This window comes from Bifidobacterium pullorum subsp. gallinarum, from assembly GCF_000741215.1.
Lineage (GTDB): Bacteria > Actinomycetota > Actinomycetes > Actinomycetales > Bifidobacteriaceae > Bifidobacterium > Bifidobacterium pullorum_B.
Genome location: NZ_JGYX01000002.1, coordinates 323,063 through 337,711 on the forward strand (window position 1 = coordinate 323,063; position 14,649 = coordinate 337,711).

Genomic DNA, 14,649 nt, shown 5'->3' on the forward strand with positions numbered 1-14,649 from the left:
CTGGCATTGGGTACACTCCGACCTGGGTCGCTTCACCACTTTACCCCACGACTTTCCACAAAACCCCACTTATCCACAAAACACTTACCCTTTTCCGATGGTTTTCCCACTTGAGGACGCATATCGACGAGACAGACGCCGCGGCGGTCCGCCTCACAGGCGTCGCTCGCCGCAATCCGGACGATTCGTAGCGGCCTTGCGGTACATTGGATTGCCTGAGTTTTCGGAGGAAGGGACAGTACATATGCCGGGTTACGCCGAACAGTTGCAGGAGGAGCAGCACGCCGTCGACCGCGCCTACGGTCGCCTCGACGCCCTGCGCGCGCAGGCTCGCGCACGGCTTGACGCCGTCAGGGCCGCCGGTTCGCACGGCTCCCCCACCCAGCGCACCGAGCGCGATTCGTTCGCCACCATGTACGAGGACCGTCTGACGCAGCTGCGTGCCGTGGAGGACCGCCTGATCTTCGGCCGGCTCGACAACACCGCCGGCGAGCGCCGCTACATCGGGCGCATCGGCCTGTCCAGCGAGACGCATGAGCCGATCCTGACGGATTGGCGAGCGGAGGCCGCCCGCCCGTTCTACGAGGCGACCCCATCGCACCACGGTGACATCGTCATGCGTCGCCATATCACGCTGAACTTCCGCGAGGTGGTGGGCGTAGAGGATGAGGTGCTCGACGTGCATTCCGAGCAGGTCGGCAAGGCCTCGTCCGCCGGCACGCTGACCGGCGAGGGCGCGCTGCTGGCCTCGCTGAGCTCGCGGCGCACCGGCAAGATGACCGATATCGTGGCCACCATCCAGGCCGAACAGGACCGCATCATCCGTTCCGACCTCGGCCATGCCGTCGTCGTCCAGGGCGGACCGGGCACCGGCAAGACCGCGGTGGCGCTTCACCGCGCCGCCTACCTGCTGTACACCCACCGCAGCATGCTCGACCGCTCCGGCGTGCTGGTCATCGGCCCCAGCTCGGCGTTCCTACACTACATCGATCAGGTCCTGCCCTCGCTCGGCGAGACCGGTGTGGTCAGCCGCACCATCGCCGACCTGATCCCCGGATTCAACGCCACCGCCACCGATACGCCCCGGGCCGCCCAACTCAAGGGCGAGCAGCGCATGGCCAAGGCCATCGCCAACGCCGTCGCCGCGCGCGAACGCGTGCCCCGTACCCTGCCGGTGGTCCGTATCAACGGGTTCGCGGTCGCCATGAAGCCCTCCGACGTCGAACAGGCCATCGCTGACGCGCGGCGCACACGCCAGCCGCACAACAAGGCGCGCGAGACCTTCGTCCGCAGCATGCTGGAGGCCTTGCGCGCCCGATACGTCGAACAGCTCGACTACACCCCGGAGCAGCCGGAGCTCACCGACGTCATGCAGCAGCTGCGCATGAACGACACCGTCAGGCACACGTTGAATCTGGCCTGGCTGCCGATGACCGGCCCGTGGCTGATTGACCAGCTGTTCTCCAAGCCTGCCCAGTTGCGGCGGTTCGCACCCTGGTTGTCCGATGACGACATCGCCGCGCTGACCCGAGACAAGGGTGCCGCGCTGACCCAGTCGGACATCCCGCTGCTGGACGAGGCCATGGAGCTGCTGGGTCCCGATCCGCGTGCGGCGGCCCGCAAGGCGGCCGCCGACGCGCAGCGCGCCGAAGAGGAGCAGTACGCGCGGGACACCTTGGCCCAGGCCGGCATCGGCTCCGGCATCGTGACCTCGCAGATGCTCGTCGACCAGATCAACGGCATGGATGCGGAGCTCACCGCACAGCGCGCCGCGGCCGACCGCGAATGGACGTACGGGCACATCGTGGTGGATGAGGCACAGGAGCTCACCGCGATGGACTGGCGTATGCTGATCCGCCGCTGCCCTTCGCGCTCATTCACGATCGTGGGCGATGTGGCGCAGACCTCGGCGCTGGGCGGCACACGCGCCTGGCGGCACACGATGGACCGGCTCTTCGGCGAGGACAACTGGGACCTCAACGAGCTGACGATCAACTACCGCAACCCGCAGGAGGTTTCGGACCTGGCGTCTCGATTCGCCCGTTCCGAAGGCCTGTACATCTCCACGGTGAACGCGGTGCGCACGATGCCCGACTCGGTCGAGCGGCTGACCGTGCCGACCGAAGCCGAGCTGCATGCCGCCGTGGCACGGCAGGTGGTGGCCCTGACCGACCGCTTCGTCTCGTCGGACGGCACGGGCCGGGTGGCGGTTATCGTGCCGCAGACACGGCTCGCCGATTTCCGCGGCACGGTGCGCACGGCGCTGCAGGAGGCGTTCAGCGATCAGGAGTTCGCGCGTCTTGACGCGCAGAGCGCGTGGGACGAGCAGGTCTGCGTCTGCACCACACAGGACGTCAAGGGTCTGGAATACGACGCGGTTATGGTGGTCCAGCCCGCGGCGATCGACCAGGAGGCCCCCTCGCGCCTGACCGCGGCGGCCGACCTGTATGTGGCGATGACCCGACCGACCCAGCGTCTGCTTATACTGCGGACAAACGCGGACGAATCCGAACTGCCGCTATAGCATGGGGTTATGCCTCAAGCACTGTTATTGGAGAATATTCATCCGTTCGCGGCCGAGTCCCTGCGCAAGCATGGGTTCGATGTCGTCACGCTCAAGGGCGCACTGAACGAGGACGAGCTGATCGACGCGCTGGACGGCGTGGATCTGCTCGGCATCCGCTCCAAGACCTCGGTGACGCGCAAGGTCATCGACGCCCGCCCCGGTCTCTCGGCGGTCGGCTGCTTCTGCATCGGCACCAACCAGGTCGATCTGGAGTATGCGGGCACGCACGGCGTGGCCGTGTTCAACGCGCCGTATTCGAACACGCGTTCCGTGGTCGAGCTGGTGATCTGCGACATCATCTGCCTGATGCGGCGCGTACCCGCCCACACCCATCATCTCAAGCACGGGCTGTGGGACAAGTCGGCGTCCGGATCGCATGAAGTGCGGGGCAAGACGCTGGGCATCATCGGCTACGGCAACATCGGCGCACAGCTGTCGGTGCTGGCCGAAGCGCTGGGCATGCGCGTGGTGTTCTATGACATTGACGAGAAGCTGGCGTTGGGCAACGCCCACCGCTGCGACACCCTGGAGGAATTGCTCGAACAGTCCGATGCGGTCACGTTGCATGTGGACGGGCGCAAGTCGAACATCGGGTTCTTCGGCGAGGACCAGTTCGCCGCCATGAAGCAGGACGCGATCTTCATCAACTGCTCCCGGGGGTTCGTGGCCGATCTCGATGCGCTGAAGCGGCATCTGGATTCGGGGCATCTGTCCGGCGCCGCGGTGGATGTGTGGCCGGTGGAGCCCAAGAAGACCGGCGATCCGTTCATCACGCCGCTGGCCGATATGGACAATATGGTGCTGACGCCGCATATCGGCGGCTCCACGCTGGAGGCCCAGGAATCCATCGGCCATTTCGTGACGCAGCGGCTTGAGGATTACTGGACCAGGGGGGCCACGTCGCTGTCGGTGAATTTCCCACAGCTGGCCCTCGGCGACTGCGCCGGCGCAGCCCGCATCATCCACCTCCACGCCAACCTGCCCGGCGTGCTGGCCGATATGAACAACGTGCTCGGCGACGCGAACATCAACATCTCCGCGCAGTCGCTCGGCACGCAGGGCTCGCTGGGTTATGTGGTCACCGACGTGTCACAGGTGCCGGACGACGCGACAATGGACGCCATCGCGGCGATCGAGGGCACGATTCGCACACGCGTGATTCGCTGATCGCTGCCGGCGATCGGCGTCATTCCGCCTGATGCATCCTCAATTGATCGATGGCCTGCTGGAAATCCTCCAGGCCATCGAAATTCTGGTAGACGCTGGCGAACCGCAGGTACGCCACAACGTCGAGTTCGCGTAGCGGTTCCAGGATCGCACGGCCCACGTCCTCGGACCTGACCTGGGCCAGCCCCCTGGAGCGCAGGTCCTCCTCCACGCGTTGTCCCAATGCCTTGAGATCGTCCTCGTTGATCGGGCGCCCCTGACAGGCCTTGCGCACTCCGGAGATGACCTTGTTGCGGTCGAATGGCTCCACATTGCCGGAATTCTTCAATACCAGCAACATGGTGGATTCAACGGTGGTGAACCGCTTCCCGCAATGCGTGCATTCACGACGGCGGCGAATCGAGTGGCCGTCATCGCTGATACGCGTATCGACGACCTTCGTATCGGGGTTTTGGCAAAACGGACAGTGCATGGCCTCAAGAATACCCCGAACGGGTGGATTCCAAGCGTGTCGCTATGCCAACGGCACCACGATGCGCTGCCCTGTCTGCAACGCGGACGACGGGAGGTTGTTCAGCGCCTTCAGCTGTTCCACCGTTTCCGACACGTCGCCGCCTTCCGGCGTGATCGACGAGGCATAGACCCACAGCGTATCCCCCGGGCGAACCGTGTACGTCGTCACCTGCATGGCGCCCAAGTCCGACCGCGCGTCCCGTGCGCCGATCATGCCGAGGCAGCCCCATGCCAGAAGAGCGGACAGTACCACCGCAATCACGCGTCCGCGCACCGTCAACCGCCCATGCCGCGCAGCCGCAGCGCCACGCGTATGATGTTCCGCCCCCACAGTGGCACGACGCCCCGCCGCAGCATTGGTGTCTGCAATCCTTGTTTCGATCACCATGACTACCACCATTCCTTTCGAACATGTGTTCTATCGAACATCTGTTCTGATTCTCGCACAGATGTTCGACAACCACAACCCACAAACTCGAACAGATGTTTGATTTCACATGGTTTTCACGTTATGCTGGAAACAACCGCAACGAAAGGAGCAGCCATGGGCACCGCCCCCTCCACCCCGAAACCCCCTGCGCCCGAGTCGGACAGCGCACAGCTGACCGACCGCCAGCGCAAGGTGCTGGACGCCATCAAGGCGCATGTCGCCGCCCACGGCTTCGCCCCATCCTTTCGGGAGATCGGCGAGGCATCCGGACTGAAAAGCCCCTCGTCGGTGAAGCATCAGCTCCAGGTGCTCGCCGACAAGGGCCTTATCCGCATGAACGCCAACAAGGGCCGCGCCATCGAACTGGTCGAGGAGGAGTCCCCCACACCGACGGCCACCATCGTGCCGTTCCCGCTGCCGCAGGGCAACCCGGAATCCATCACGGCGTCGCGCGACGTGCCGCTGGTCGGACGCATCGCCGCAGGCGTGCCCATCACCGCGGAACAGCATGTCGACGACGTCATGCGCCTGCCCGAACGCCTGACCGGCACCGGCAACCTGTTCATGCTGGAGGTGCATGGCGATTCGATGGTGGACGCCGCGATCTGCGACGGCGACTTCGTGGTCATTCGCGAACAGAACACGGCCCAGAACGGAGACATCGTCGCGGCGCTGCTGGATGACGAGGCCACCGTCAAGACCTTCCGCAAGGACAACGGCCACATCTGGCTCATCCCGCACAACCCCGCCTACTCCCCCATCGACGGCACCCACGCCCAGATCATGGGCAAGGTCGTCACCGTGCTGCGCAAGCTGTAGGGCAGCCGACGGCCCGCATGGGCATCGAGCGGCCATACGGGCCCCACGCGTATCGCAAGCCCGCCCGAACGCCTTGCAGACTATGCGTGCAGCTGTTCGGCACTCGGGGAATCGTAGCCCTCCGGCTCCAACTGGAAGGTCGTGTGTCCGATCGACACCGGGAAATGCTCGCGCAGGCAATCCTGCATCCGCTCCAACACATCACCGGCCTGCCGCATCGTCACATCGCGGTCCACCACCACATGCGCCGTCAGGATCGGCATGCCGGTCGCCACGGTGCTGGCGTGCAGGTCATGCACGGCCACCACATGCGGCACCCCCTCCAGATGACGGCGCACCTCATCCAGGTCCAGCCCCTCGGGCGTCTCCTCCAACAACACGCGTCCGGCCGAAACCAGCAGCCGCACGGCACGGGGAATCATCAACAACGCGATCAGGCCACCGGCCATCGCATCGAACCCGGACCAGCCGGTCGCCATCATCACCACGGCGGACACCACCACGGCCACGGAACCCAACGCATCGTTGAGCACCTCCAGGAACGCCGCCTTCATGTTCATGTTGTCCTCGCGGTTCGACGCCAAAACCAACATCGACCCGCAGTTGGCCGCCAAGCCGAGAATGCCGAAGCACAGCAGCAGGCGCGCATCGTGCACATCCTCGCCGCGTCCGCCGAACAGGCGCATGCCGGCCTCCACCAACGCGTACACCCCCACGAACAGCAGCACCGTGGCGCCCTCGGCCGCCGTGATGACCTCCAGTCTGGACCAACCCCACGTGCGCGTGCCATTCGGCCGGCGCCGCATCAGCACCGCGGTGACCGCCGACGCCGCCAGCACGGACATATCGGTGAGCATGTGGCCGGCGTCCACCAGCAACGCCAATGACCCGGTGACGATTGCGCCGACCACCTCCGCCACGAATACCGATCCGGTCAGCGCCAGCGTCGCCATCAGACGGCGCTGATGCCCCCTGCCATCAGGCGAGACCCCATCGGGCACGCTTCCACTTCCATGCACATGCGCCATTCCCGTTCCTCCAATCCACCTCCCACCATAGACGGCTTTATTGAGAATTGCAATATATCGATAACGGTTTTCGTTGATATAAAGCCAATTCAACATGCTTATCATTCTCAATAAGCGGGATACGAAACGGCAGGAACCCCATACCGCCACACCAACGACGCGTTGTCATCACCCCGCGACAGCATGCACACCAAGACCGCCATCCTCGTGGACTGGACAGGCCACCGCGCAGTGGGACCGACGGCATGCAGCCCGAGCTTCGCCCGGTACGCCCATGCTTCAACGCGGAAAGCCCCGACATATGTCGGGGCTTTCTCGGGAAACGGATAACGGACGGCCTGTCAGAAGCCGAACTTGGCCGCGGTTTCCTTCAGCGTCTCGGCGGAGCGCTTCAGCGCGGCGAGCTCGCGGTCGGACACCGGGGTGTTGATGCGCGAGTTCACGCCCTGGCGGTTGATCAGAGTCGGCACGGACATGCACACATCGGAGATGCCGTGGAAGTCGTCCAGCATCGAGCTGACCGGCAGGATGCGGTTCGCGTCGTGCAGCACGGCCTCGATGATGTCCACGCCGGACATGGCGATGGCGTAGTTGGTCGCACCCTTGCCCTGGATGATGCGGTAGGCCGCGTTCTTGACCTCCTGATGGATCTCCTCGCGCTTGTCGGCGTCAAGCGGCTCATGGCCGGGCAGCGGCTTCCAGTCGCACATCGGCACGCCGCCGATGGTGGCCGACGCCCACAGCGGGACCTCGGAATCACCGTGCTCGCCGGCGATGTAGGCATGCACGTTCTTGACGTTGACGCCGGTCTGCTGCGCGATCAGGAAGCGCAGACGGGCGGAGTCCAGATTGGTGCCGGAACCGAACATCTGGTTGGACGGCAGGCCGGACAGCTTGAGCGAGACATGGGTGACGACATCCACCGGGTTGGTGATGAGCATATAGATGGCGTTGGGCGCCACATTCACCACGCTCGGGATGATGGACTTCATGATGTTGATGGTTGCACCGGCAAGATCGAGACGGGTCTGCCCGGGCTTCTGACGGGCGCCTGCGGTGATGACGACCATGTCGGCGTCACGGCAGATCTCCACGTCGTCGGAACCCTGCAGGGAGACGGTCGGGAAGAAGCTGGAGCCGTGCTGCATATCGAGCACCTCGGCCTCGACGCGGTCCTTGGCGATGTCCTCGAGGACGATCTCTCGAGCCACACCGCGCTGGGCGGCGGCGAAGGCCAGCGTGGAGCCGACGGCTCCGGCACCGATGATGGCGAGCTTTGTGGGCTTAATGGGGGAATCCACCATGTTGCGACCTCTCTTAGCGGAATGCAAACCCCCGGGGAGCGCCCGGGTTTCTTCTAGACAACACCTTTACTTTATCCACACTACGTGACGTTTCAAAAACGACATACGATACCACGAATTGTGATGTTGCTCACGTTCACGGGCATAATCGGTACGTTCCGACGCATAACGAGCACCCCACCCATGCGGTCGCACGTCAGCCGATCGACTGCTCCACGATCTGCGCGGCCAGCACGCCGTCGACCTCGGCCTCAAGCATGACGCCGTCACCGCGGTATTCCACGCTCTCGACCTTGCCGTACTCCCTGACGCGGGACAGCAGCGAACCGGCCGTATACGGCAGAAGCGCGGAAACGTGCACGTTCGGCGTCGGCAGCATCGACTCGACCTGCGTCCGCAGCGCCTCGATGCCCTCCCCCGTGGCGGCGGAGACGATATGCGCCTCGGGCGCGAGCGCGGCGATGCGTTCGCGCGCGGCCTCGTCCATCATATCGGCCTTGTTGAACGCGATGACGACGGGGATGTTCCCCACGCCTTCGATGTCGGAGAGCACCTCGTTGACCGCGTCGATCTGCGAGAACGGATCGGGATGCGAGCCGTCCACGACATGGAGGATCAGATCGGCCTCGCCGACCTCCTCCAGCGTGGATTTGAACGCCTCGATGAGCTGGGTGGGCAGCCGGCGCACGAAGCCGACCGTATCCACATAGGCGTAGAGACGGCCGTCCTTGGCCCGCGCCCGGCGCACGGCCGTGTCCAGGGTGGCGAACAGCGCGTTCTCCACGAGTTCCGCGGATCCGGTCAGGCGGTTCGTCAATGACGATTTCCCGGCATTCGTGTATCCGACGACGGCGACCGTGGGCAGTCCGAACCGGCGGCGGGACCCGCGCTTGACGTCGCGCGTCGGGGCCATCTGGGCGATTTGCTTGCGCAGCCGGGCGATGCGGTTGCGGATCACGCGGCGGTCCATCTCGATCTTCGTCTCGCCCGGGCCACGGGAGCCGATGCCGCCGTCGGCGCCCGCCGCCCGTCCGCCGGCCTGCCGGGACAGCGAGGCGCCCCAGCCGCGCAGTCGCGGCAGCATGTACTGCAACTGGGCGAGCTCCACCTGCGCCTTGCCCTCACGGCTGGTGGCGTGCTGGGCGAAGATGTCGAGGATCACGGCGGTGCGGTCCACCACCTTGACCTTGGTGACGTCCTCCAGCGCGCGGCGCTGGCTCGGCGGCAGGTCGTCGTCCACGATGATGGTGTCGGCCTCCTCGCGCGCCACGATGCCCGCGATCTCCTTGGCCTTGCCGGAACCGACGTATGTGGCCGCATCGGGGCGGTACCGATGCTGCAGCAGACCGTCGCAGACCTCGGCGCCCGCGGTTTCGGCGAGCGCGGCGAGCTCGCGCAGCGACTCCTCGGCCTGGGCCTGCGTGGTGACGGCGCTCGACCAGACGCCGACCAGCACCACGCGTTCCAGCCGCACCTTGCGGTATTCGACCTCGGTGACGTCCTGCATCTCGCCCAAGCCGACGACGTGCCTCAGGGCGTTGCGCCCCTCGCGCTCCTCCCACAGCTCGTCGGAGTCGGCGGCGGCACCCGAGCCGCGCCGGTCATCGTCGAGCAGCACCTCCGATTGTTCGGACAGCACGTCGCGGCGCGCGTCGGGACGCCCGTCTTCCGCGGACGCCTGGCCGCTGTCGATCATCGCTTCGTTGAGTTCAGTCAAACATCCACCCATCGTCGTCGAGTCATGGTTCAGGTCAACGCCCCATTATCCGTATTCACGCCGACAACATCGGGGCCCTGCACGGCGACGGCCCGCATGCCACCGCCACCGCCGCCGGCCGTGCAACCCGGCGACCGCCGATGCGGCCTCCCCTCACCGGCGTACAATCGGCTAGACGGATGTCCGGGCCGGCATCGCCCACGACACGACAAGGATGGATCGACGACAATGAGCGAACAGTACTTCTCGGCGGCACCCGCCTCGCAGGATGCGCGCCGCATGCTGCATGTGACGCTGCGCGGGTTCGAGGCCGCCATGGAAACCTCGAACGGCGTGTTCTCCGGCTCCCGGCTTGATCTGGGGACCTCGGTGCTGCTGCGCCACGCACCCGAGCTGCCCGAACACGGCACGTTCCTGGATCTGGGCTGCGGCTGGGGCCCCGTGGCGGTTGCGATGGCCCAGGAGTCGCCCGAAGCCGACGTATGGGCCGTGGACGTGAACGGACGCGCGCTGGATTTGACGGCCGGCAACGCCAGACGCAACGGCTGCGGGCGCGTGCACGTCGTGCAGACCGACGAGTCCGGCGCACCACTGCCCGACCAGCAGGCGCCCGGCGCGGAACCGATGCCCGAGGGGACGACCTTCGACGCGATCTGGTCGAACCCGCCGATCCACATCGGCAAGGAAGCGCTGCACACGCTGCTGATGGCCTGGCTGCCACGGCTCAACGCCGGCGGCGCGGCATATCTGGTAGTGCAGCGGAACCTGGGCGCCGATTCGCTGATCCCCTGGCTGGCCGGAGCGTTGGGCAGCGGGTTCGCGGTGAGCAAATACGCCAGCTCCAAGGGCTTCCGTATCATTGAGATTTTGCGGCAGGCCTGAATCCCGGTCCCGTATGCCGCACGGAACGTAGGACGCGCGGGATGCGCGTGCAGAGGTGAGCGGAAGCGGAAGAAGGGTTATGAGGTTCGAGTATCCGAAGGAGCTGCCGGTCAGCACGGCCAAGGACCAGATCGCGCAGGCCGTGCGCACCTCGCAGGTCGTCATCGTCTCCGGCCAGACCGGTTCCGGCAAGACCACACAGCTGCCGAAGATCCTGCTCGAACTCGGCCGCGGCTCGCACGGCCATCAGATCGTGCACACGCAGCCCCGCCGCTTGGCCGCACGCACCGTCGCCGAACGCATCGCCTCTGAGATGGGGGTCAGGCTCGGCGACGAGATCGGCTATCAGGTGCGGTTCACCGACGAAAGCTCCCCGAAGACCCGACTGCGCGTGGTCACCGACGGCATCCTGCTCGCGCAGATCCAGCGCGACCCGCAGCTGAGCCGGTACGACACCATCATCATCGACGAGGCACATGAGCGCAGCCTCAACATCGACTTCCTGCTCGGCTACCTGACGGCGCTGCTCCCCCGCCGCCGGGATCTGAAGCTCATCATCACCTCCGCCACCATCGACTCGGTCAAGTTCCAGGAGCATTTCGAACACGCGCTGCACGCGCCGGTGCCGGTGATCGAGGTGTCCGGACGCACCTACCCGGTGCAGATCGTCTACGAGCCATTGGGCACCGCGCCCGCGCTGATGCGGTCCGTGCCCGGGTTCGAAACCGGCGCGATGCCCGGCGAACAGGCGTATGCGGAGCTGTCGGCCGCACCGACCGCCTCCGAACGGGAGGGCCGGGGCCGCGAGCGCGAAACCCCAATCGACATGCCCACCGCCGTGGCCCGCGCCTGCGCCGAGCTGGTCATCCATTCCAGCCATGCGGCCGGTCCCCGCGACATCCTGGTCTTCGCCTCCGGCGAGCGCGACATCCACGAGTTCGAGGCCGCCCTGAGGCACCATTACGGGCCGCGCGCCGCCGATATGCGCCGCCCGGACGCCATCGAGATCGTGCCGTTGTTCGCGCGGCTGTCCGCCAAGGAGCAGCATCGGGTGTTCGAGGCGCACACGCATCAGCGCATCATCATCGCCACGAACGTGGCCGAGACCTCGCTGACGGTGCCGGGCATCCGGTATGTGGTCGATCCGGGCACGGCCCGCATCTCCCGGTATTCGAAAACCGCCAAGGTGCAGCGTCTGCCGATCGAGCCGATCAGCCAGGCCAGCGCCGACCAGCGGTCCGGCCGATGCGGCCGCGTGGCCGACGGCATCGCCATCCGCCTGTACAGCCGCGAGGACTACGAGACGCGGCCGCGGTTCACCGAGCCGGAGATCCTGCGCACCTCGCTGGGTGCGGTGGTGCTGCACATGCTCAGCGTGGGCGTGGCCCGCACCGCCGAGGACGTGACCACGTTCGGGTTCATCGACCCGCCGGATATGAAGGCCGTCTCCGACGGCTTCAACGAGCTGGTGGAGCTCAAGGCCATCGCCCGCCGTCAGGGCGGCGTGATGCTGACGCATATCGGCCGCCAGCTGGCCCGCATCCCGATCGATGTGCGTCTGGGACGCATGGTGATCGAGGCGGCGCGCTCGACCACGCCGAACACGCTGGCCGCCGTGCTGGTGGTGGTGGCGTTCCTGAGCCTGCAGGATCCGCGCGAGCGCCCGGAGGAGAACCGCGACGAGGCCGACCGCATCCACAACCGTTACGCCGACCCGTTCAGCGACTTCCTGACCGCGTTGAACATCTGGGACCGCGTGTTCCAGGCCGACGGCAACCCCAGCAACTCGGCGTTGCGGCGCATCTGCAAAACCGAGTATTTCAGCTGGCTGCGCATGCGCCAGTGGAAGGATCTGGTCACGCAGCTGACCGAGATGTGCCGCGAGTTCAAGTTCAAGGTTGGCGAGCCGATCCCGATCTCCCGCCCGGATCTGAAGATCCGCCAGCTGCCGATCAACCAGCAGGCGGCGCACGCGTTGTGCTGCTCCTGGGATGCGCAGGGCATCCACACCTCCATGCTGGCCGGTCTGCTTTCGATGATGGGCATGCAGGTGCTGCGCGAGCCGAAGGCCTCGGATTTCGCCGGTCTCAAGGGTGCGGCGAAGGCGCGGGCGATGAAGCGCGCGCAGAAGATGGCGAAGAACGACTATCAGGGCGCGCGCGGCACGCGGTTCGCGCTGTTCCCGGCCTCCAGCGTGGCCAAGTCCACGCCGCCGTGGGTCATGAGCACCGAGTTGGTGGAGACCAGCCGCCTGTGGGCGCGGTATTCGGCCGCCATCGACCCGGCGTGGGCGGAGCCGCTGGCGGGCAACCTGACCCGTACCACCTACGCCGAGCCGCACTGGTCCGGTTCGCGCGGTTCGGCCGTGGCGAGCGCGAAGGTGCTGCTGTACGGCCTGCCGATCGTGCAGGACCGCACCGTGCAGTGGGGGCGGATCAACCCGCCCGAGGCGCGCGACTTCCTGATCCGCCAGGGACTGGTGGAGGGCGACATCCAGCAGCGGTTCCAGCACGACGCATTCGTCCAGCGCAACCTGGAGGTGTTGGAGGAGGCCGCGGAGGATGCGAGCCGCACGCGTCAGCTGGCCGGCACGGTGAGCGATGAGGACCTGTTCGACTTCTACAACGCGCGGATTCCCAACGACGTGACCTCGGTGGCCGATCTGGGCAAATGGTGGAAGACCGCGTATGACGACGATCCGCACCTGCTGGATTTCGATCCGGAGAAGGTGGAGCGCCTGGCCGATACGGAGTCGGTGAGTCTGGCCGACTACCCGGATCAGTGGCATACGCTCGGCACCGATGGCACGCCGATCGACCTGAAGCTGAGCTATGTGTATGATCCGCAGGCGCAGGACGACGGAGTGACCGTGCACATCCCGTTGAAGGCGCTCTCCCGCCTGACGCCGGAGCAGTTCAGCTGGAATGTGCCGGGCCTGTTGGATGAGCTGATTGTGGGGCTGATCAAGGCGCTGCCCAAGGCGCTGCGCGTGCAGTTCGTGCCGGCGCCGGACACGGCCCGCAAGATCCGCATGTGGATCGACGAGCATTATCCGGATCTGCCCGGTTCGGGCGACCGGCAGAAGCCGAATCTGCCGCCCGAGGACGCGCCGGTGGAGGTGGTCCCCGGCACGGGTGGCGCCGCCTGGCCGGATTTCGCGCATGTGTTCACGCAGGCCGCCATCCACACGGTCGGCGCGCAGATTCACCCCGAGGTGCTGGGACCGGATCTCATGGCCAGGCTCACGCCGTATCTGCGGATGACGTTTGCCGTGGAGCAGCAGCTGCCGCCGGCGAAGAACCAACGCGGTCGCCGGCATGCCCGCGGGCCGGTCAAGACGTTGGGCACCGGCAAGGATCTCAACGCCCTGCAACGCCGGTTCGCGCAGGAGGCCGAGTCCTCCGCCCGGCAGATGGTGCAGCGCAAGGCTCGGGCCGCCGGCGATCAGGGCAAGCTGGTCGAGCAGGCGAACCTGCTGCAGAAGGCCGGGGCGACCACCGAGTCCCGGGCCGCCATGCTGTGGCGCGGCGCGTTGGACGCGCTGCGGCTGCCTTCCGAGCGCGTCTCCTCGCGCTGGCTGGGGGCCGAGGCGCTGATGCTGGCCTCCGCGCCGTATCGGTCCACCAAGGACCTTGTCGAGGATCTGCAGCTTGCCGCCGTCAAACGGCTGCTGCCGCACATCGACGACCTCACCGATGACGCCGCGCTGGCCGAAGCCGTGGCGGACATCGCTCAGGTGTTCGAGGATACCGTATACGCGGTTGCGCATGATGTGATCGCCGTGCTCAAGCGCTACGCCGAGATCGACAAGGCCGTCTCCGGTCCCGCCGACCTGCCGATGCTCTCGGTGCTGCAGTCCATCCGCGAACACATCGCCACACTCGTGCACCCCGGGTTCGTCGGCGCCACGCCCCCGGCCTCGCTGCCGCGCCTGGCCACGTATCTGCAGGCCGACCTGCTGCGCCTGAACAAGGCCAAGGCCGACAAGAACCGTGATGTGCGCTGGGCTTGGGAGGCCGACGAGGCCCGGCAGCTCGTGGATGCCGCTGTGTCCAGGGCCAAGGCCGAACCGGCCGGCCCGCGGCATGAGTCGCTGACCAAGCAGGCGGACGCCGCCCGTTGGATGCTGGAGGAGTTCTACGTCTCGCTCTGGGCGCAGGAGCTCGGCACCTCCGGTCCCGTGAGCCTGCAACGCATCCGCAAGGCGCTTCAGTAGGGAACGC

The 14,649-nt window shown here is 66.3% G+C and carries 10 protein-coding genes; 5 read left to right on the top strand and 5 right to left on the bottom strand.

Going from position 1 to position 14,649, the window contains the following annotated elements:
- Positions 1–244 precede the first annotated feature (244 nt).
- Positions 245–2,524, top strand: coding sequence for a HelD family protein (locus BIGA_RS03565; RefSeq protein WP_033507588.1), 2,280 nt, complete (start codon positions 245–247; stop codon positions 2,522–2,524).
- A 9-nt stretch (positions 2,525–2,533) separates the two neighbouring features.
- Positions 2,534–3,733 carry a phosphoglycerate dehydrogenase gene (gene serA / locus BIGA_RS03570; protein ID WP_033507589.1) on the top strand — a complete coding sequence of 400 codons (1,200 nt, stop codon included), beginning with the start codon at positions 2,534–2,536 and terminating at the stop codon, positions 3,731–3,733.
- Positions 3,734–3,752: 19 nt separating this feature from the next.
- Here serA and nrdR read toward each other — a convergent pair whose 3' ends face one another.
- A complete protein-coding gene (nrdR, locus tag BIGA_RS03575; RefSeq protein ID WP_033507591.1) occupies positions 3,753–4,205 on the bottom strand; it encodes a transcriptional regulator NrdR in 453 nt (150 codons plus the stop codon).
- Between the two features lie 42 nt (positions 4,206–4,247).
- Positions 4,248–4,634 carry a LysM peptidoglycan-binding domain-containing protein gene (locus tag BIGA_RS03580; protein ID WP_081929402.1) on the bottom strand — a complete coding sequence of 129 codons (387 nt, stop codon included), beginning with the start codon at positions 4,632–4,634 and terminating at the stop codon, positions 4,248–4,250.
- Between the two features lie 156 nt (positions 4,635–4,790).
- Here BIGA_RS03580 and lexA point away from each other — a divergent pair, with 156 nt between their 5' ends.
- Entirely contained in the window at positions 4,791–5,495 is a 705-nt protein-coding gene (gene lexA / locus BIGA_RS03585) for a transcriptional repressor LexA (protein WP_033507593.1), read from the top strand.
- A gap of 80 nt (positions 5,496–5,575) precedes the next feature.
- On the opposite strand, the gene BIGA_RS03590 is transcribed toward lexA, so the two are convergent.
- The 3 genes from BIGA_RS03590 to hflX form a co-directional block, all read right to left on the bottom strand.
- Positions 5,576–6,523, bottom strand: a complete 948-nt coding sequence (locus BIGA_RS03590; protein WP_033507595.1) for a cation diffusion facilitator family transporter — start codon at positions 6,521–6,523, stop codon at positions 5,576–5,578.
- Between the two features lie 341 nt (positions 6,524–6,864).
- Positions 6,865–7,827 carry an L-lactate dehydrogenase gene (locus BIGA_RS03595; RefSeq protein ID WP_033507596.1) on the bottom strand — a complete coding sequence of 321 codons (963 nt, stop codon included), beginning with the start codon at positions 7,825–7,827 and terminating at the stop codon, positions 6,865–6,867.
- A gap of 196 nt (positions 7,828–8,023) precedes the next feature.
- Positions 8,024–9,523, bottom strand: a complete 1,500-nt coding sequence (gene hflX, locus BIGA_RS03600; protein ID WP_033507598.1) for a GTPase HflX — start codon at positions 9,521–9,523, stop codon at positions 8,024–8,026.
- Between the two features lie 249 nt (positions 9,524–9,772).
- On the opposite strand from hflX, the gene BIGA_RS03605 reads away from it, so the two are divergent.
- Together BIGA_RS03605 and BIGA_RS03610 are read left to right on the top strand one after the other, a co-directional pair.
- Positions 9,773–10,426, top strand: a complete 654-nt coding sequence (locus BIGA_RS03605) for a class I SAM-dependent methyltransferase (protein ID WP_033507599.1) — start codon at positions 9,773–9,775, stop codon at positions 10,424–10,426.
- Positions 10,427–10,505: 79 nt separating this feature from the next.
- Positions 10,506–14,642 (top strand): DUF3418 domain-containing protein, encoded by a 4,137-nt coding sequence (locus tag BIGA_RS03610; protein ID WP_033507601.1) that lies wholly within the window; start codon positions 10,506–10,508, stop codon positions 14,640–14,642.
- Positions 14,643–14,649 lie beyond the last annotated feature (7 nt).

What these genes read in the sequence shown, in the direction of transcription:
- BIGA_RS03565 (WP_033507588.1), top strand. Translation starts at nt 245, where the DNA reads ATGCCGGGTTACGCCGAACAGTTGCAGGAGGAGCAGCACGCCGTCGAC.
- serA (WP_033507589.1), top strand. Translation starts at nt 2,534, where the DNA reads ATGCCTCAAGCACTGTTATTGGAGAATATTCATCCGTTCGCGGCCGAG.
- nrdR (WP_033507591.1), bottom strand. Translation starts at nt 4,205, where the DNA reads ATGCACTGTCCGTTTTGCCAAAACCCCGATACGAAGGTCGTCGATACG.
- BIGA_RS03580 (WP_081929402.1), bottom strand. Translation starts at nt 4,634, where the DNA reads ATGGTGATCGAAACAAGGATTGCAGACACCAATGCTGCGGCGGGGCGT.
- lexA (WP_033507593.1), top strand. Translation starts at nt 4,791, where the DNA reads ATGGGCACCGCCCCCTCCACCCCGAAACCCCCTGCGCCCGAGTCGGAC.
- BIGA_RS03590 (WP_033507595.1), bottom strand. Translation starts at nt 6,523, where the DNA reads ATGGCGCATGTGCATGGAAGTGGAAGCGTGCCCGATGGGGTCTCGCCT.
- BIGA_RS03595 (WP_033507596.1), bottom strand. Translation starts at nt 7,827, where the DNA reads ATGGTGGATTCCCCCATTAAGCCCACAAAGCTCGCCATCATCGGTGCC.
- hflX (WP_033507598.1), bottom strand. Translation starts at nt 9,523, where the DNA reads ATGATCGACAGCGGCCAGGCGTCCGCGGAAGACGGGCGTCCCGACGCG.
- BIGA_RS03605 (WP_033507599.1), top strand. Translation starts at nt 9,773, where the DNA reads ATGAGCGAACAGTACTTCTCGGCGGCACCCGCCTCGCAGGATGCGCGC.
- BIGA_RS03610 (WP_033507601.1), top strand. Translation starts at nt 10,506, where the DNA reads ATGAGGTTCGAGTATCCGAAGGAGCTGCCGGTCAGCACGGCCAAGGAC.